Annotated in this window: 15 protein-coding genes; 5 read left to right on the top strand and 10 right to left on the bottom strand. The window is 63.9% G+C overall.

Annotation, left to right across the window (positions count from 1 at the left end):
- Positions 1 to 35: 35 nt before the first annotated feature.
- The 4 genes from C0V72_RS12015 to dusB all read right to left on the bottom strand — a co-directional run bounded on the left by C0V72_RS12015 (position 36) and on the right by dusB (position 5,904).
- Complete coding sequence (locus C0V72_RS12015) at positions 36 to 2,231, bottom strand: sensor histidine kinase (RefSeq protein ID WP_233999924.1); 2,196 nt, start codon at positions 2,229 to 2,231, stop codon at positions 36 to 38.
- A 115-nt stretch (positions 2,232 to 2,346) separates the two neighbouring features.
- On the bottom strand, positions 2,347 to 3,783 hold the full coding sequence (locus C0V72_RS12010; RefSeq protein ID WP_101794382.1) for a sigma-54-dependent transcriptional regulator: 1,437 nt from the start codon (positions 3,781 to 3,783) through the stop codon (positions 2,347 to 2,349).
- A gap of 3 nt (positions 3,784 to 3,786) precedes the next feature.
- Positions 3,787 to 4,884 (bottom strand): two-component system sensor histidine kinase NtrB, encoded by a 1,098-nt coding sequence (locus C0V72_RS12005; RefSeq protein WP_101794381.1) that lies wholly within the window; start codon positions 4,882 to 4,884, stop codon positions 3,787 to 3,789.
- 3 nt (positions 4,885 to 4,887) lie between these two features.
- The gene (gene dusB, locus C0V72_RS12000) at positions 4,888 to 5,904 is read right to left on the bottom strand and encodes a tRNA dihydrouridine synthase DusB (RefSeq protein ID WP_101794405.1); all 1,017 of its coding nucleotides are present in this window, start codon (positions 5,902 to 5,904) and stop codon (positions 4,888 to 4,890) included.
- Between the two features lie 80 nt (positions 5,905 to 5,984).
- Between dusB and C0V72_RS11995 the strand changes: the two genes are divergently transcribed.
- From C0V72_RS11995 to C0V72_RS11985, 3 genes are read left to right on the top strand one after another with little or no spacing between them, the layout of a single operon-like run.
- On the top strand, positions 5,985 to 7,160 hold the full coding sequence (locus tag C0V72_RS11995) for a bifunctional 2-C-methyl-D-erythritol 4-phosphate cytidylyltransferase/2-C-methyl-D-erythritol 2,4-cyclodiphosphate synthase (RefSeq protein WP_101794380.1): 1,176 nt from the start codon (positions 5,985 to 5,987) through the stop codon (positions 7,158 to 7,160).
- Entirely contained in the window at positions 7,157 to 7,726 is a 570-nt protein-coding gene (locus C0V72_RS11990; RefSeq protein ID WP_101794379.1) for a hypothetical protein, read from the top strand. The genes C0V72_RS11995 and C0V72_RS11990 overlap by 4 nt, the downstream gene beginning before the upstream one ends.
- Before the next feature lie 7 nt (positions 7,727 to 7,733).
- Entirely contained in the window at positions 7,734 to 8,246 is a 513-nt protein-coding gene (locus tag C0V72_RS11985) for a CinA family protein (protein ID WP_101794378.1), read from the top strand.
- Here C0V72_RS11985 and C0V72_RS11980 read toward each other — a convergent pair.
- From C0V72_RS11980 to C0V72_RS11970, 3 genes are all read right to left on the bottom strand, one after another.
- Positions 8,207 to 8,668 carry a type II toxin-antitoxin system RatA family toxin gene (locus C0V72_RS11980; RefSeq protein ID WP_101794377.1) on the bottom strand — a complete coding sequence of 154 codons (462 nt, stop codon included), beginning with the start codon at positions 8,666 to 8,668 and terminating at the stop codon, positions 8,207 to 8,209. The two genes, C0V72_RS11985 and C0V72_RS11980, sit on opposite strands and share 40 nt — an antisense overlap.
- Positions 8,668 to 9,627 carry a lipoyl synthase gene (gene lipA, locus C0V72_RS11975; protein WP_101794376.1) on the bottom strand — a complete coding sequence of 320 codons (960 nt, stop codon included), beginning with the start codon at positions 9,625 to 9,627 and terminating at the stop codon, positions 8,668 to 8,670. Before lipA ends, C0V72_RS11980 begins: the two co-directional genes overlap by 1 nt.
- A 141-nt stretch (positions 9,628 to 9,768) precedes the next feature.
- Positions 9,769 to 11,130, bottom strand: a complete 1,362-nt coding sequence (locus C0V72_RS11970) for a tetratricopeptide repeat protein (protein WP_143704582.1) — start codon at positions 11,128 to 11,130, stop codon at positions 9,769 to 9,771.
- Between the two features lie 319 nt (positions 11,131 to 11,449).
- Between C0V72_RS11970 and gyrA the strand changes: the two genes are divergently transcribed.
- On the top strand, positions 11,450 to 14,251 hold the full coding sequence (gyrA, locus tag C0V72_RS11965) for a DNA gyrase subunit A (protein ID WP_172439010.1): 2,802 nt from the start codon (positions 11,450 to 11,452) through the stop codon (positions 14,249 to 14,251).
- On the opposite strand, the gene C0V72_RS11960 is transcribed toward gyrA, so the two are convergent.
- Positions 14,244 to 14,909: a lysoplasmalogenase gene (locus C0V72_RS11960; protein ID WP_101794374.1), complete on the bottom strand. Its 666-nt coding sequence runs from the start codon at positions 14,907 to 14,909 to the stop codon at positions 14,244 to 14,246. The two genes, gyrA and C0V72_RS11960, sit on opposite strands and share 8 nt — an antisense overlap.
- A 70-nt stretch (positions 14,910 to 14,979) precedes the next feature.
- Between C0V72_RS11960 and trmFO the strand changes: the two genes are divergently transcribed.
- A complete protein-coding gene (trmFO, locus tag C0V72_RS11955) occupies positions 14,980 to 16,365 on the top strand; it encodes a methylenetetrahydrofolate--tRNA-(uracil(54)-C(5))-methyltransferase (FADH(2)-oxidizing) TrmFO (protein ID WP_101794373.1) in 1,386 nt (461 codons plus the stop codon).
- A gap of 4 nt (positions 16,366 to 16,369) precedes the next feature.
- On the opposite strand, the gene C0V72_RS11950 is transcribed toward trmFO, so the two are convergent.
- Together C0V72_RS11950 and C0V72_RS11945 are read right to left on the bottom strand one after the other, a co-directional pair.
- Positions 16,370 to 16,834, bottom strand: coding sequence for an EF-hand domain-containing protein (locus C0V72_RS11950; protein ID WP_233999923.1), 465 nt, complete (start codon positions 16,832 to 16,834; stop codon positions 16,370 to 16,372).
- 47 nt (positions 16,835 to 16,881) lie between these two features.
- Entirely contained in the window at positions 16,882 to 17,544 is a 663-nt protein-coding gene (locus C0V72_RS11945; protein ID WP_101794371.1) for a hypothetical protein, read from the bottom strand.
- Positions 17,545 to 17,714: the final 170 nt, after the last annotated feature.

Genomic DNA, 17,714 nt, shown 5'->3' with positions numbered 1-17,714 from the left:
TTTGGCTGTGAGATAAGGGGTAAGAGAGGGCAAGGTCACAGGCCCGCACCTTCAACCGGCATCGGATTGCGCGCAAACCGCAAGGTCACGCGGGTACCGCCCGCCGGGGCGCTGGCAAAACTCATGTCGCCGCCGTGTTCGTCGACGATCTTGTTGACGATCGCAAGACCAAGCCCGGTGCCTTTCTCGCGGGTCGTGACATAGGGTTCGGCGATACGGTCACGGTCAGCGGGAAGGCCGATGCCATTGTCCTCGATGGTGATGACAATTGCTTCGCCCGCATCGCGCATCGTGACGGCAATTTCGCCTCCATATTCTCCCCTGCCTTCGGCTGCGCGGGCTTCCACCGCCTCGACGGCGTTCTTGAGCACATTGGTCATCGCCTGACCGAACTGGTGGCGGTCGCAGCGCACCTCCCGATCGATGAGCCCGGATGAAGCCACGCTGAAGGCGATGCCGGAATGGGCCACTTCCTGGAGAAACACCGCCTGCCGGACCAGATCCAGCGCGTCCTCGTCGCGGAACACCGGCTTGGGCAACCGCGCAAAGGAGGAGAATTCGTCGACCATCTTGCGAAGGCCGCCAACCTGCCGGACAATGGTGCTGGTCAGTTCATCAAACAGATCACGGTCGTCATCGCTGACCTGCGTGCGGTAGCGGCGCTTCAATCGCTCGGTTGCCAGCTGGATCGGCGTGAGCGGGTTCTTGATTTCGTGCGCGATCCGGCGTGCCACATCCGACCAAGCGGCCTGGCGCTGGTCGAGCAGTTGGCGGGTGATGTCCTCGAAAGTGATCACATGGCCGCTGGTGCCGGGTGCGACCTTGACGGCAAGCGTCAGGATTTCAGTGCCCTTGGCATGGGTGATGATCGCGCGTTCCTTGCCTTCGGCAATCATCCGGCACAGTTCAGGCGAAAGCACGTCGAGCGACTGGCCGATCATGTCCGATGCACCGGCAGGCGCAAGCAAAGCCTGCGCCGAAGAATTCATCAGCGTAACGCGCGAAGCCCCATCCACCGACACCACACCCGCAGTCACGGATTCCAGCACGGCTTCGGTAAAGGCGCGGCGATCGTCGATCTGGCGATTGGCGCTCACGAGGGCCTGGGTCTGCTTCTCCAGCTGCGCGGTCATGCGGTTGAAGGCGCGGTTGAGCAAGCCGATCTCGTCCGCCCCCGTGCGCCCTTCAAGCCGGAGCGCAAAGTTGCCCTGCCCCACCTTGCGCGCCGCGCCGACAAGATTGGTGAGCGGCTCCACCTGCCGGTCGGCAAAGCGCAAGCCAAACCAGATCGCAAGGCCCACCAGCAGCAGGCTGACGGCCACCAGCGCGATATTGAACCGCAGCTGGAGCATCCGCGCGCTGCCGGTCAGGCGGCCATAGGCGGTCACGATCGACTGCGCCTTCGACCAGGAATTGAACATCGTCTCTTCGGTGGTGCGCGCGTTGTAGAGATAAACGCCCGATTGCGCATCGATCGGAACCACGGCCTCAATCCGTTCCGGGCTGCCGACCACCACGGCAAACTGGCCACGATCCAACTGGGGCAAGGCGGCCCGGCTGAAATCGAGCGGGCTGCTGCCTTTGGTCAAGTTCAGCGTCGCAGCGGTCCGGAACGAGCCGTCGGGCATGCGCTGCAACACGGCACTTTCAGATATCTCACGCGCCTGCGCCTGATAGGCATAGAAGTCGGGAAAATCGGGATCGGTGATCGGCACGCGGGCGAGAATGTCGCGCATGTCGGTGGCCATGGTGATGGTGTTCTGTTCAACGTTGCGCTGATTGGCATCGTAATAGCTTTGGGCCAGCGCGTTGGCGTTTTCCATCAGCCCGCGCGATTCGTCCGAAAACCAGAAATCGACCCCGGTCTGGAACAGAAACGCGGCAAAGCCGGCCACCAGCAAGGTCGGCACAGCGGCCACCATCGAAAAGAAGAACACCAGCCTGACATGCAGCCGCGCGGTGCTGCCCGCTGCCCGGCGCAAGGCAAGGCGGCGCCCGATCAGCACCAGCAGCATCATGGCCGGAACCAGGGTCGCCATCAGCAGCGCGGATACCTGCATGGTCGGCAACAGATTATCCGGCGCCGCCGAGCGGCTATAGGCTGACCAGGTCGCAACAATGGCGGCCGCCAAGGCCACAACCGCAAGGATTTCCAGCCACAGGTAGATATTGGCCCGGCGCGCCGCGACCATGAAGCGGCGCCACCATCGCGGGGATTGCCGGAATGCCATAGTCGGCGCGCGGGGTGAGGGTTGCTCCATCGTTGCAGTGTTACAACAAGGGTGTGGCAAAAGTGCAAGCCTGAAGTGTGCAGCCCTGCGCCGTCATGTGCGCAGCACGCGCCGATCAGGTCGTAGAGAAGCGATCCGGCTCCAGCCCCAGCTCACCGATGCGTTTGCGCAAGGTATTGCGATTGATGCCGAGCAATTGCGCCGCACGCAGCTGATTGCCGCCCGTGCGGCCCAGCGCATATTCGATCAAGGGCCGTTCAAAGGCGGCCAAGGCGCGGTGATAGAGCGCGCCCGGCGGCGGGGTTTCCGCAGCGAGCCAGCCAGTCAGCGCGGCGCCAAAACCGCCCTGCCCGTCAGCTTGCGGCACGGTATTGGGCGCCATTTCCACGCCGATCACATCATTCACGCAGTCTGCATCAATCCGTTCTTCGCGGGCCATCAGCGCGAGGCGATAGACGACATTGCGCAGTTCGCGGACATTGCCGCGCCAGTTGCGCTGTTCCAGCTGCTCAATCCCGTCGGCGGTCAGCACGCGGCGGGGCAAGCCGTCTTCAGCCGCCAGCCCCAGAAAATGCTGCGCGAGGGCGGCGATATCCTCGCGCCGTTCGCGCAAGGGCGGCAGCACAATCGGGACCACGTTGAGGCGGTAGAACAGGTCTTCGCGAAAAGTGCCCGCAGCGATCATCGGCGTGAGATCGCGATTGGTGGCCGCGATAATGCGGACATTGACGGCAATTTCCTGCCGCCCGCCGACCCGCCGGATCCGGCCCGATTGCAATGCGCGCAGCAGGCGGGTCTGGGCCTCGGCGGGCATATCGCCGATCTCGTCGAGGAACAGCGTGCCGCCATTGGCCTGTTCGAACTTGCCGATCGCCTGCGCGATGGCCCCGGTGAAGGCTCCCTTTTCGTGGCCGAACAGCTCGCTTTCGACCAGGTCGGCCGGGATCGCTGCGGTGTTGACCGCCACAAACGGCCCGGTGCGGCGGTTGCCGAGCTCGTGGATCGCTTCGGCCACCAGCTCCTTGCCGGTGCCGCTTTCGCCGGTGACCAGCACCGTCAGGTCATTGCGCAGCACGCGCGTTATCATCCGGTAGACGCCCTGCATGGCCGGACTGCGCCCGACCAGCGGCATCTTTTCGCTTTCGGTCTGAGAGACTGCGCTGCTCTCGCCCGCGGCCGGTTCCCGCGCGCCGGCGGCCTGACGCACGGCATGGAGAAGCTCGTCCAGATCGAAGGGCTTGGGGAAATATTCGAAGGCTTCACTTTCGCTCGCGCGCACGGCGGTATCGAGCGTGTTCTGCGCCGAAAGGACGATCACCGGCATATCAGGCGCCCGGTCGCGCACCGCCGAAAGGCTTGCCAGCCCATCCCCATCTTCAAGGATGACATCCGTCAGCATCACCCCGAACCGGCGCTGCTCCAACTGCTTGTCGCGCGCAGCAATGCTGGTGCAGTGGGCAATGGCAAAGCCTTCGTCTTCCAGCGCGGCAATGATGACCGTCGCAATCGCCGCATCATCCTCGACCAGCAGGACCGGATAGGTTGTGGGCATGGGCTAGGCGATGTCCTGCGCTTGCGGCAGATGCAGGCGGAAATGGGTAAGCCCCGCGCGCGCATCGCGATCATGGCTGATATTGCCGTTCATATCGCGCACCAGCTTGCGCACCAGCGACAGGCCGAGGCCTTGGCCTGAAGGTTTCGACGAGACGAAGGGCTCGAACACATGGCCCTGCAAGGCTGGGTCAATGCCCGGGCCATTGTCGCTGATAGTGATCTCGATCGGCAGCGGCACGGCCCGCCCGTTGCGGATGGCGCTGAAGGCCAGGCCGCTGACGAAGCGGGTCTGAACAACGATCTGGCCGCCCCCACCCGCCCCCAGCGAGGCATCGCGGGCATTGGAAATGAGGTTGATCAGCACCTGCTCCAAGGCATCGCGATTGGCCAGCAACGGGGGAAGCGAAGGATCAAACTCCTCGCGGATTTCGACATCGCCCTTCGTTCCGCCTGCCGCACGCATTGTGGCCACAGCGGCACGGATCGCTTCGTGCGGGTTGCAGGGCTGGACCGGGCCGGTTCGGGTGCTGCCCAATTGCTGCATCCGATCGATCAGGCGAGCGATGCGGTCGACCTCATCAGTGATCATCCGCGCCAGCTTCTTGTCGGCCAGCGGCAGCTTGCGCGCCGCCAGCTGTGCGGCCCCGCGAATGGCGGCCAGCGGGTTCTTGATCTCGTGCGCCAGCACGGCGGGCGCGCCCAGCATCGCTTCGCCGCCTGCGGTCCCGGCTGTATCATCGTGGCCGATTTGCGACAGGGTCACCACGCGCCAGCCCGAAAATCCGCCCAGCGGCGAGGCCGTCAGGTTGACGCGGACATCATGCGCGCCCACCCGGATCAGCAAATCGCGCGCCACCAGCGCTTCATCACTGGCAAGCAGACGCGCCTCCACCCGAGGATCAAGCGGCCCGATCCGGTCCGTGAGATGCGTGCCGACCAGACGGCTGGAACTGGTGCCGAGCAGGTCTTCGGCCGCATGATTGACTTCCGCGATCACGCCGTTGCCATCAATCAGGATCACCGCGAAGATCAGACCGGACAGCTGCGCCCGGCTATCAGGACGGCCATCGCCCTGCGGTTCAATCGGATTGGTCGCCACGGCTCAGGCGGCCTGCTGCATCAGGAACGGTGTATAGAACCGCTCGATCTCGCCGAGCACCTGATCGGCATCGTCGATGAAGTTGGCCATGTTGCGAAACTCGGCCGAGCCGTGGAGGCCCTTGGTGTACCAGCCCAGATGCTTGCGGGCCATCTTCACGCCAGTTTCGCGGCCATAATGGTCGAGCATCCGCTGGTAGTGTTCGACGACGACGGCATATTGCTCGTCGATCCCCGGCGTCGCCCGCGCCTCGCCGGTGCGCCACCAATGCATGACCTGCCCCAGCAGCCACGGCTTGCCATAGGCGCCGCGCCCGATCATCAGCCCGTCCGCACCTGATTGTTCGAGCGCTTTGGACGCGTCTTCGATGGTGCAGATGTCGCCATTGACGATCACCGGGATGCCCACCGCGTCCTTGACCTTGCGGATGAACGCCCAGTCAGCGCTTCCCTTGTACATCTGGTTGCGGGTGCGGCCGTGGACGGTGATCATCTGCACGCCGATATCCTCGGCCATCCGGGCCAGGTCTGGGGCGTTGAGGCTGTTGTGGTCCCAGCCCATCCGCATCTTGACCGTAACCGGCACTTTCACGGCCTTGACCGTCGCTTCCATCAGCCGGACAGCGAGCGGGACTTCGCGCATCAAGGCGCTGCCTGCCAGCTGACCGACGACCTTCCTTACCGGGCACCCAAAATTGATGTCGATGATCGCCGCGCCGTTGCCTTCCTGGATCTTCGCCGCCTCGGCCATGCTGGCAGGATCGCAGCCGACCAGCTGCATCGAGACGGGCTCCTCGATCCGGTCCCACGCGGTTTTCTGGGCGCTCACCCGGGTCTCGCGGATCGCCGCCTCGCTCGCCACCATTTCGGTGACGTTGAGGCCCGAGCCGTAGCGGCGCACCAACGTGCGGAACGGCATGTCGGTGACCCCCGTCATCGGCGCGAGCACAACCGGCTCGGCAACCGTGACCGGGCCGATGGCAATCGGCTTCAGGGCCGGCGGAGGAGGAAGCGTAGTCATGATCGAGAGCATTGCCTAAATAATGGGCAAGCGCTTAGTGGATTGCCGAAAGCGCGTCCAGACCCTAAGCGAACGCCCCGATGGCCAGCCCTTCCCCCCTTCCTCCATTCGCCGCAATCGTGGTGGCCGCTGGCAAGGGTCTGCGGGTGGGCGGCGATACGCCCAAGCAGTTCCGTGACTGGCGCGGCAAGCCGCTGATCCGGCATTCGGTCGAGGCGTTGAAGGCTGCCGGAGCTGATCCGCTGGTGATTGTGATCGCAGCCGGAGCCGAGGCCCATGCCGAGGCGGCGCTGATGGGGATTGCGGGCCTGATCTTTGTCGCTGGCGGCGTCACTCGCCAGGATTCGGTGCGAAGCGGGCTTGAAGCACTTGCCGGTGCGGAGCCCGAATGCGTGCTGATCCATGATGCCGCCCGGCCCGATCTGCCCCATGACGTCATCATCCGCCTGATCGGCGCGCTGGCGCTGCATCCGGGCGTGATCCCGGTGCTGCCCGTGGTTGATAGCCTCGCAGTGGCCGATGCGAGCGGCACGATGAGTGGCAAAGCGAGCCGCGAAGCGTTGCGCCGCGTCCAGACCCCGCAGGCGTTCCGCTTCGACGCGATCCTCGCCGCGCATCGCGGTTGGGCCGGGCCGACCGACGCTGGCGATGATGCGCAAGTCCTGATGGCCAGCAAGGGTTCAGTCGCGCTGGTCGATGGCGATGAACGCCTGAAGAAAATCACTTTTGCCGAGGATTTCGTGAACGCTGCCACCCTCCCCGCTTTTCGTATCGGCCAAGGCTATGATGTCCACCGACTGGAGCCGGGCGAGGAGCTGTGGCTCGGCGGCGTGCTGATCCCCCATGACAAGGGCCTTGCCGGGCACTCCGATGCCGATGTCGCGCTCCATGCGATTACCGACGCTGTGCTTGGCGCGGTGGGTGAAGGCGATATCGGGACGCATTTTCCGCCCAGCGACCCGCAATGGCGCGGCGCGCGCTCGGGACAGTTCCTCGAACATGCCGTGGGTCTGGCCCGCGCGGCGGGGTACGCGGTGGCCAATGTCGACCTGACGCTGATTTGCGAAGCTCCGAAGATTGGCCCGCATCGCCCCGCGATGCGCGCTGAGGTCGCCCGCCTGATGGGCGTCGCCGAAAATGCGGTCAGCATCAAGGCGACAACCACCGAAAAACTCGGCTTCACCGGCCGCGGCGAAGGCATCGCTGCACAGGCCATCGTCCTTGTCTCGCTCGCATCGGAAGGAACCGCCACATGACCACCCGACTCATCGCGCCAGTACTCGCCCTGACCGCGCTAGTCTCATCCCAGGCGGCGCTTGCCCAGGCGCAGGCCTGCGTGGCCCCGGCTGATCTGTCGGACGGCTTTGTCTATGCCATGCCTATCGCCTTCGACGCGGCGCGCACCGCCTGCGCCAACCGGCTCGACCGCAACGGCTTTATGGCAACGCGCGGCGAGGCCTATGTCGCGGATTTCCGCGCCGGGCAGGACAAGGCATGGCCGGGTGCGTTCCGCCTGCTCCAGACCTTCATGGCGGACAAGGGCGATGCCGAAGGCGAAGAGAAAAGCGACCTCGATATCGGCGCAATGCTCGCAAACATGCCAGAAGAAGCGCTGCGCCCCTTTGTCGATGCGATGGTCGGCCAGATGATCGCTGACGGCATCAAGGGCGACAGCTGTGCCAAGGTCGAGCGCGGGCTCGAGCTTATCAGCCCCCTTCCCCGCGACAATGTTGGCGCGCTGGTGGCCTTTATTGTCGAGATTGCCGACCTCAAGGATCCGCCGATCTGCGGTCAGACCCAAGCGCCTGCTGCTGCGAAGTGATCCTCACATGACCAAATCGCTCCTCCCCGAAGATATCGCCGCGCTCGCCGCGCGCGTCATCGCCGAGAACGCTGCGCTGGGGCGGAAAGTTGCGTTGGCGGAAAGCTGCACGGGCGGCCTGGTCGCCGGGGCGCTGACGGAAATTGCCGGGTCATCAGCGGTTCTGGACCGCGGTTTCGTCACCTATTCCAACGAAGCCAAGATGGAAATGCTCGGCGTGGCGAGCGACATCATCGAAACCTTTGGCGCGGTATCGATTGCCTGCGCCTGGGCGATGGCCAAGGGCGCGCTTGACCGGTCGAAAGCGGATGTCGCTGTCGCGATCAGCGGCGTGGCGGGACCGGGAGGGGGCACAACGCAAAAGCCGGTGGGCACCGTGGTGTTCGCGCGCGTGGTGCGCAACGAAGTCGGCGAGCCGGAGGGCGAATTGCGCTTCTTCGAAGGCGGCGAAGGCCCGGACGGCCGCGCCGAAATCCGCCGTCAGGCGACGCTTTGCGCGCTGGAATTGTTGCTGCCGTAAAGCGCCGCGGCGCGGGTTTCAAACGCCTCGACCATCTTGCGGAAGGCCTTGTCGAAATATTGCCCGGCGATCCGTTCGAACAAGCGGTTCTTGAAGGTAAACTCGACGAGGAAATCGATCTCGCAGGTCCGGTCATCCACCGCGCGGAACGTCCACACATTGTCGAGATCGCTCAGCGGCCCGTCGACATAATGGACCGCAATCTCGCGTGCCCGGGCCTTGGTGACGCGTGAGGTAAAGCTTTCACGGATCGCCTTGAAGCCCACCACCATGTCAGCCACCATCTCGGTGTCGGAATTGGACCGCACGCGGGTCGCAATCACCCACGGCAGGAATTCGCCATAGCGGCCAACATCGGCGACCAGATCGAACATCTGTTCGGCGCTGTAGGGCAGGCGGCGGGTTTCGCGGATACCGGGCATCAGCCTTGCGCCTTGGCTCCGGCGCGCGACAGCTTTTCCTCGCGCGCGGCCCGCATCTTCGCAAAGTCATCACCGGCGTGATAGCTCGACCGGGTGAGCGGGGTGGCCGCGACCTGAAGAAAACCCTTGGCGCGGGCAATCGCGCCGTAAGCCGCAAAGGCCTTGGGCGTCACGAATTCTTCGACCGTCGCATGCTTGGGTGTGGGCTGAAGATATTGCCCCATCGTGATGAAATCGACTTCGGCTGAACGCATGTCGTCCATCACCTGATGCACCTCAAGCCGCTGTTCACCCAGACCCAGCATGATGCCCGATTTCGTGAAGATCAGCGGATTGTGGGCCTTCACCTCTTCCAGCAGCCTGAGCGAGGCGTAGTAGCGGGCACCCGGACGGATGGTGGGATAGAGCCGGGGGACAGTTTCGAGATTATGGTTGTACACATCCGGTCCCGCCTCGCAGATCATTTCCACCGCGCGGCGCATCTTGCCGCGGAAATCGGGAGTGAGGATTTCGATGGTGGTGTTCGGGGTGTTGCGCCGTAGCGCCTCGATCACCTTGACGAACTGGCTGGCGCCGCCATCAGGCAGATCATCGCGGTCGACGCTGGTGATGACGATGTGTTCCAGCCCCATCTTGGCCGCGGCAATGGCGGTATTTTCAGGCTCGAACGGATCGACCGCGCGTGGCATTCCGGTCTTGACGTTGCAGAAGGCACAGGCCCGGGTGCAGACATCGCCCAGGATCATCACCGTGGCGTGCTTCTTGGTCCAGCATTCACCGATATTCGGGCAGGCCGCTTCCTCGCACACGGTGTGCAAGTTCAATTCGCGCATCAGTTTGCGCGTTTCGTTGTACCCCTCGCTGACAGGCGCACGCACCCTGATCCAGTCAGGCTTGCGCTGGCGGGCGGGCCGATCAGGGGGCGATTGCGGCTGCGGCGTGCTGGCGAGGTCGTTCATACGGCGCCATTTAGGCGTGCGAAGGCCCCGCCGCAAGCACGCCGCTGGTTGCATTTACCAAAATCGATCCTCCCAAAAAAGCGAGCGCCGGACGGATGACCCGCCCGGCGCTCGTGAAAAACCGATTTTGTGATGAAGCGATCAGGCGCCCGCTGCCGGTGCAGCCGGGGCTGCTGCTGCGGATTGCGCGGCATAGGCGCTCCACAGCATCGCAACCGGCGCCCGCGTGCCTTCAACCTTCGCCAGCGTTTCGCGCGCGGCATCGGTGTTGCCCGAACCGATCTGAGCGATCCCCAGACGGGTGAGAGCAAGATTGCGGTCAACCCCTGCCATTGTCAGCGCACGCTCGTAGAACGTGGCGGCCTTGGCATATTCGCCGTAGCTCAGAAAGGTGTCGCCGGCGGCAACCACAGTCCGCAGCTGCGCCGCAGGTGCACTGGCATCGCGTTCGAGCGAAGGCAGCGCGGCGCGGTCTTCGGCGATCAAGCTGCTGGCGGTCTTCAGCTGTTCATCAACCCAGCTATCGCTCCCCTTGGGAATGGCGCCAGTGGAATTGGCTTCGTCGATCACCGACTTCACCTCCATCGGCAGGCGGCGCGTGTCGGCGGATTCGATATAGAAAATATAGTCGTTCTTGTCCTTGAGCGTGCCGACCCGCTTGCCAAGACGCAGCAGATCAAGCAGCACCGGACCGTCAAACTCATTGAGATTGCGGGTAAGGTTTACCGCATCGCGCCAATTGGTCGGGGTGGGATTGTCGCTGACCCAGCCCTGCACAAAGTCATAGACCTGCGGCACGATTTCGTTGGAATAGGCGACCGAAACCCCGCGGCGATACCACTTCTCGTCGACCGGCTGGCCCTGTGCCTTGCGCGCGGCGATGGCATCGCTGAGGTATTTGAGCCCTTCGGCGTTGCGGTCTTCCGAAAAATACAGCTCGGCCATGTTCATCTGCAGGTCCGAGACCGTCAGATTGGGCATGCTGTAATTCAGGTCGATCGCTTTTTGCAGATAGGTGCGGGCCTTGTCATACTGCTTCAGGGAATTGGCGAGCTGAAATGCGACCAGATTAAACCGGCCCACTTCCTCGGTTTTGATCTTGCCGCTTGCGAGCATCATCTCGACGCCCTGGAATTGCAGCGGAACATCGTTTCCGGTCACGCCAGCATTGAAAATCAGACCGCCAAGCGCCTGCTGCTCGTCCGGCGAAACGGCAAGCGGGGTGAGCGCTGTAATCTGCGGCTTGAGCGCGGCCAGATCCGCACCCGGCGCCTTGATCGCGGCTTCAATGGGCTGGTAGCCAGCGACAAATTCCTTGGAATAGACGGGCTTGGCCGCTTCGGCCTTGTCATCCTTCTTTTTCTTCTGGGCATAGGCCGCATCAGCAAAACCCGGCACCGCGAGCACCGCTGTGCCGCTCGCGATGGCGACAGCCAGTGCAAGCTGACGCGCAAGGCCGGTGGCCGAACGCTGATGACTACGGGGCGAAGACAAATTGGTCACTGCATCCTCCACAACTAGTGCAGGCACCTGCCAAAATCGGCGGGCGCGCTGCCTGAATTCCGTCCCAGCCTTTGAACGGCTCGCACGGGATTTGCAATTCCCGCTAGGTGGGCCGTGCTGAACGGTCTTTGAATGCCAACACAGCGATTGGCAGACAAACAGGGTTGCAAATGTGGAAAAAAACTCTCCGTTCGCGCTGTGTTCCCGGGGTAAGGTGGCGAAACCCACGGCAAGTGCCTAGATAGGAATTGATCACCGGCCCTGATAGGGCCCGGCCCGCCAATGCGGCATCAGATTACAAACAGAAACGGCCCAGACCTTGAGCGACGATAGCGACATTCTCGATTCCCCTGCCCCGGTGCCGATGAGCGGTTACGACCGCATCGACATCGTCGACGAGATGAAGTCGAGCTATCTCGACTACGCGATGAGCGTCATCGTCAGCCGCGCGCTGCCTGATGTGCGCGACGGCTTGAAGCCGGTTCATCGGCGCATTCTGTTCGCCAGTCAGGAAGGCGGCTTTGTCGCAGGCAAGCCCTACCGCAAATCCGCCAAGATCGTCGGCGACGTGATGGGTAACTATCACCCCCACGGCGACAGCGCGATTTACGACGCGCTCGCCCGCATGACCCAGCCCTGGTCGATGCGCGTGCCGCTGATCGATGGTCAGGGCAATTTCGGCTCGATGGACCCCGATCCGCCGGCCTCGATGCGCTACACCGAAGCGCGCCTTGCACGGGTGGCGAATTCGCTGCTCGACGATCTCGACAAGGACACGGTCGATTTCACCGATAACTACGACGGCAGCCGCAAGGAGCCGACGGTTCTGCCGGCGCGCTTCCCCAATCTGCTGGTCAATGGCGCGGGCGGGATCGCGGTCGGCATGGCGACCAACGTGCCGCCGCACAACCTTGGCGAAGTGATCGACGCCTGCTTTGCCTATATGGACAATCCCGCGATCACTTCCGAAGAGCTGATCCAGTATATCCCCGGTCCCGATTTCCCCACCGCGCCGCTGATTTTGGGCACCCACGGCGCGCGGCAGGCTTACACCACCGGGCGCGGGTCGATCCTGATGCGCTGCCGTCACGAGATCGAAAGCACGCGCGGCGCCAAGAGCGAAGGGCGCGAGAGCATCGTCTTCACCTCAATCCCCTATCAGGTGGGCAAGAACGCGCTGGTCGAGAAGATCGCCGATGCCGCCAAGGAAAAGCGGATCGAAGGCATCGCCGACATCCGCGATGAAAGCTCGCGCGAGGGCGTGCGGGTGGTGATCGACCTGAAGCGCGATGCCACGGCCGATGTGGTGCTCAATCAGATCTGGCGGCACACCCCGGCGCAATCCTCGTTCCCGGCCAACATGCTGGCGATCCGCGGCGGACGCCCGGAAACGCTGCGCCTGCGCGATTTCATTTCGGCGTTCATCACCTTCCGCGAGGAGGTGATTACGCGCCGCACCAAGTACGAACTCGCCAAGGCGCGGGAACGCGCGCACCTCTTGCTGGGTCTGGTGGTCGCCGTCTCCAACCTCGATGAGGTGGTGGCGATGATCCGGTCGGCCCCCAACCCGGCCGAAGCCCGCGCCCGGCTGCTCGCCAAGCTCTGGCCGATTGGCGACATCGCGCAATATATCCAACTGGTCGAAGCGATCGAGCCCTCGGCCGATCAGGAAGGCGGCACCTATCGCCTGTCCGAACGGCAGGTGAAGGCCATTCTCGAACTGCGTTTGCACCGCCTGACCGCCCTGGGCCGCGACGAGATTGGAGGAGAATTGCAGGGGCTGTCGGTTGCCATCGAGGAATACCTCTCGATCCTTGCCGACCGGGTGAAGCTGTACGGCGTGATGCGCGAGGAACTGGCCGAAATCCGCGCCACCTACGCCACCCCGCGCCTGTCCGAAATCGCGCCGGCCTGGGATGGTCTGGAAGACGAAGACCTGATCGAGCGTGAGGAGATGGTCGTCACCGTCACCCACGGCGGCTATATCAAGCGGACAGCGCTCGACACCTTCCGGGCGCAGGCGCGCGGCGGCAAGGGCCGCAGCGGCATGGCGACCAAGGACGAGGACGCGGTGGTCGAACTCTTCGTCACCAGCACCCACAACCCCGTGCTGTTCTTCACCAACACCGGCCGCGTTTACCGCATGAAGGTGTGGAAGCTGCCCGAAGGCGGCCCCCAGACCAAGGGCCGCCCGATGGTCAACCTGTTGCCGCTTGGCGATGAGGAGCGCGTCACCAACGTGCTGCCTTTACCCGAGGATGAGGCAAGCTGGGCCAATCTCAACATCGTGTTCGCCACCGAACAGGGCATGGTGCGGCGCAATTCGATGGACGCCTTTGCCAATATTCCCACCGCGGGCAAATACGCGATGGGCTTTGTCGAAGGATCGGGCGACCGGCTGATCGGCGTGCAGTTGCTGACCGAAGAGCAGCAGATCTTCCTCGCCAGCGATTCCGGCAAGGCGATCCGTTTCTCCGCCACCGACGCGCGCGAAACCAAGAGCCGCACCGGCATCGGCGTGCGCGGCATGGCGCTGAAGGGCGGCGCGAAGGTGGTCAGCATGGCGGTGCTCGATCCGCTCACCGCCGACATGGAAACGCGCGAGGCCTATGTCCGCGCGGCGGCGTGGAAGAACAATGACGCTGTTTCCACCCTCCCCGCAGACCAGGTGGCCGCGATGGCGGCGGGCGAGGAGTTCATCCTAACCATCACCGCCAATGGCTATGGCAAGATTTCCTCGGCCTATGAATACCGCACCACTTCGCGCGGCGGGCAAGGGATCACCAATATCGGCACGCCTGACAGCAATCCGGAACGTAACGGCCCGGTGGTCGCCAGCTTCCCGGTCAAGCATGGATCGCAGCTGATGCTGGTGACCGATCAGGCCAAACTGATCCGGCTCGGCATTGATTTCCGGCACTTGACCCCCGGCGGGTTCGAGACGCTCAAGGGCTTCTCGATTTCCGGGCGCGGATCATCGGGTGTGCGCATCTTCGATGTTGCCAAGGGCGAACACATTGTCGGCGCAGCGCTGATCGACGAGACGGACGAACCTGAAAATCCCGCCGAGGAGGCAATCGCCGCAGAATTGGCCAGCGATAGCGAGCCGCCCGTCACCTGACGGGCTGCTCGCCCCGCAAACACTGCACGATGCCGGTCGTGATCATCAGCTGCCCTGCGTAGTAGAGCGGCCAGATCAGCAGCGTCGGCAGGGGCTCCAGATCCACCGGCCCCATGCGCGCAAAGATCAGCCAGTCGCTCACCACAAACAGCACCGCTCCGGTGCCGACGCGGTAACGCGGATAATGGCTCATCCACGCAGCGGCGGCCATTGCGCCAAGGAAGCTGGCGTAGATCGCAATCTGCTCGTCTCCGCTCAACACATAGCTAACCAGCGGCGTGCCGATCAGCAGGGCGGCGCCCATCAGCTTTTGGGTGGGTGACGGGCGCTTGTGCCGATTTCTGAGATAGAGCCCCACAGCAACCACATGGGCTGCCGCGAACAACGCGCCGCCGGTCAGGAAATCAAGCTCGATGGCAACATCCCCGGCTGAAGCCAGCACCAGCGCCGCCACCAGCAACATGCCATCGATCCCGCGCCGACCGTGCGGCACGCGCAGCAGCGCATAAAGCGCCAGCAATCCGACAGATGCCCCCTTGGCGAGCAACCCCCAGGTGCCCTCGAACACCGGATTATCGCTCAAAAAATAAAACGCGGTCGCTGCCGTGATGCTGGCGAGCAGCCACGGTCTTTGCTCGATCAGCGCCTGCTTGGCCATTCTCGCTGTTCCCGTCTGTGAGACCCCTCGGGGGTTGCAGGCGGGCTAACACGCAATTACCTGCCCCGCCATGACCATGAATGCGACGATGCACGATGTGCACATCATAGGCGGCGGCCTCGCCGGAAGCGAAGCGGCCTGGCAGCTGGCACAGCGCGGCGTGCGCGTGCGTCTGTCGGAGATGCGCGGGTCAGGCGACATGACACCGGCCCACCAGACCGATGGGCTGGCCGAAATGGTATGCTCCAATTCCTTCCGCTCGGATGATGACACGAAGAACGCGGTCGGGCTGCTGCATCATGAAATGCGCGAATTGGACAGCCTCATCATGCGCGCAGGCGAGGTTGCCCGGGTGCCCGCCGGCAGCGCCATGGCGGTGGACCGCGATGTTTTCTCGGCGGAAGTTGAAAAGGCGCTGGTCAGCCACCCCAACGTGACCATCGTACGCGAACGGATCGATGCCCTGCCCGCCTCCGGCCTCACCATCGTCGCCACCGGGCCGCTCACGGCCGAAGCGCTGGCAGGCAGCATCGTGCGTGCCACCGGGGCAGAACGCCTCGCGTTTTTCGATGCAATCGCACCGATCATCCATCACGACAGCATCGACATGTCGAAATGCTGGATCCAGTCGCGCTGGAACAAGACGACTGCCGCCTCGAGGGAAGGCGGTGATTATATCAACTGCCCGATGAACGAGGAGCAATACCGCGCCTTCCACCGCGGGTTGATCGAAGGCGAAAAGTCCGAGTTCAAGCAGTGGGAAAAGGACACGCCCTATTTCGATGGCTGCATGCCGATCGAAGTGATGGCCGAACGCGGGGTTGAAACGCTGCGGTACGGCCCGATGAAGGGCGTGGGGCTGGACAACCCCTTCGATGTGACGCCCGAATTCCCGCAAGGGCGCTGGCCCTATGCCGTGGTGCAGCTGCGCCAGGACAACAAGCTGGGCACGCTGTGGAACATGGTCGGCTTTCAGACAAAGCTCAAATACGCCGCCCAGATCGAGCTGTTCCGCACCATTCCGGGGCTGGAGAATGCCGAATTCGCGCGGCTTGGCGGCCTGCACCGCAACACCTTCCTCAATTCGCCCGAAGTGCTCGACCGCCAGCTCCGCCTCAAGGCCGCACCGCATATCCGCTTTGCCGGGCAAGTGACGGGGTGCGAGGGCTATGTCGAAAGCGCGGCCATCGGGCTGGTTGCAGGCATGATGACGGCGGCAGAGCTGGCCGGGCGCGATTGGCAGCCCCTGCCCGCGACCACGGCGCTGGGTGCATTGCTCAGCCACATCACCGGCGACGCCGACGCGGCCACGTTCCAACCGATGAACGTCAATTTCGGCCTGTTCCCCCCGCTCCATGAGGTCGGAAAGAAAGTGCGCAAGGAAGCCTATACGGACCGCGCCAAGGCCGATCTTGCGCGGTGGATCAATGCGGCGCGCGAGGTGGTGCCGGCCTGACAGCCTAACACTTGCAGCCCGGCTTCTTCACGACAGGCTTGGGCGCGGTTGTCGCAAATTCGCGCGGGGTCAGGCGGCCATTGCCATCCTTGTCAGCCTCGGCAAAGCGATCGACGGTGGTGACCGCCCATTCTTCGAAGGTCAGCAGATTGTTGCCATCCTTGTCGAGCGCCCGGAACCCTTCGGTGCGCGATGAGAGCATTTCATCGCGGGTGATCAGCCGGTCACGGTTGCGATCATAGCGAAAGAAGCGCTGTTCTTCGCGGCTCAGTTCGCTGAGTTCGGGGGGCGCGGGGCCTTGAAGGCTTCCGGGATCGGCGATCGGCAAAGCCGCAGGATCAGGTGCCGGGACCGCTGGCGGCGGCGGCGGCGGCGCGCCTTCTTCAATCGCCGCGCGGCCTTGCCACCAGAAGACGCCGATCCCTGCCAGAACCAGCCCGCCCATCACTCCCAGCACTGCCTGTCGCAAGGGTCTGCCCCCCTATTTTGCGGTCCGTGCTGCGTAAGTATACGGAATTACAGCCGAAGGATAGCGCCCCGCAACGCTGCCAGCGGCGCGCCTCGGCCATCCATCAGGGGGCGCCCGCCGCGTCGCAGCGCGCGCTGGGCCAGTGCCTCGAGCGCGCCAACCCCTCGCCATTCGCGCGGCATCCGGCGCGGGGCACCGGATTGCTGGAGGCCGGCCGTTACCAGCACGCTGCGCTCCGCTGGGTCCGACACCCCGGCTGCGGCATCTGCCAAGGCCCAGCACTGTCCCGCCGCAGCCAGTCTTGGCGCAACCTCTGCTGCGCCCGGACCAGATCCGAGGTGGGCGAAAAACGCGCCGCGCCCACGTGCAAATGCTTCGGCCTCATCCTGCCCAAGCTCTGGCGTTGTGACCATGATTTCCCAGGCGTCTACCATCTCAAGCAGGCTGGTTTCATGCCCGGCAAAATGGTGGCCAATGGCATCTAGAACGGCATCGCCGCGCGGACGGTCTGCCACAGGTCTCCCCAGCGCATCGCGCCACCACGCCAACCGCATCTGGCCCAGCATCGGTTCCGTGGTGCGCGCCACGATCCGCGCCAGTCTGCGATCAAGCTGCAACCCTGTGCGCAGCCGCTCACGCACTGCAGGATGGCTCCAGGCCAGCGCAAGCTCAGCCTCGGGCGGAAGGGTCTCAAGCGAAGTGCTGGCCATGACCCGCGCCTAACCGGGGTCGTACACCCTTGGCAAGCAAACTGTCCCTTCACGAGACGCCGCACTGCAACAAGTGTTGAAGGACAGTTCACAGGAGCCGTAAGGCGACATCCAGCTTTACGAGGTGTCGCCTTGGCCTGATCGATTTCCCGGCGGATGGTCTTCCGGGA

The organism is Porphyrobacter sp. TH134, assembly GCF_002855495.1.
GTDB lineage: Bacteria > Pseudomonadota > Alphaproteobacteria > Sphingomonadales > Sphingomonadaceae > Erythrobacter.
Note: the sequence above shows the minus strand (reverse complement) of the source record. Positions and strands in the feature narration are given on the sequence as shown.

Excerpts from the sequence above, each read along its gene's own strand:
- C0V72_RS12015 (WP_233999924.1), bottom strand. The coding sequence starts at position 2,231 with ATGGCATTCCGGCAATCCCCGCGATGGTGGCGCCGCTTCATGGTCGCG.
- C0V72_RS12010 (WP_101794382.1), bottom strand. The coding sequence starts at position 3,783 with ATGCCCACAACCTATCCGGTCCTGCTGGTCGAGGATGATGCGGCGATT.
- dusB (WP_101794405.1), bottom strand. The coding sequence starts at position 5,904 with ATGACTACGCTTCCTCCTCCGCCGGCCCTGAAGCCGATTGCCATCGGC.
- C0V72_RS11995 (WP_101794380.1), top strand. The coding sequence starts at position 5,985 with ATGGCCAGCCCTTCCCCCCTTCCTCCATTCGCCGCAATCGTGGTGGCC.
- C0V72_RS11990 (WP_101794379.1), top strand. The coding sequence starts at position 7,157 with ATGACCACCCGACTCATCGCGCCAGTACTCGCCCTGACCGCGCTAGTC.
- C0V72_RS11985 (WP_101794378.1), top strand. The coding sequence starts at position 7,734 with ATGACCAAATCGCTCCTCCCCGAAGATATCGCCGCGCTCGCCGCGCGC.
- C0V72_RS11980 (WP_101794377.1), bottom strand. The coding sequence starts at position 8,668 with ATGCCCGGTATCCGCGAAACCCGCCGCCTGCCCTACAGCGCCGAACAG.
- lipA (WP_101794376.1), bottom strand. The coding sequence starts at position 9,627 with ATGAACGACCTCGCCAGCACGCCGCAGCCGCAATCGCCCCCTGATCGG.
- C0V72_RS11960 (WP_101794374.1), bottom strand. The coding sequence starts at position 14,909 with ATGGCCAAGCAGGCGCTGATCGAGCAAAGACCGTGGCTGCTCGCCAGC.
- trmFO (WP_101794373.1), top strand. The coding sequence starts at position 14,980 with ATGACCATGAATGCGACGATGCACGATGTGCACATCATAGGCGGCGGC.
- C0V72_RS11945 (WP_101794371.1), bottom strand. The coding sequence starts at position 17,544 with ATGGCCAGCACTTCGCTTGAGACCCTTCCGCCCGAGGCTGAGCTTGCG.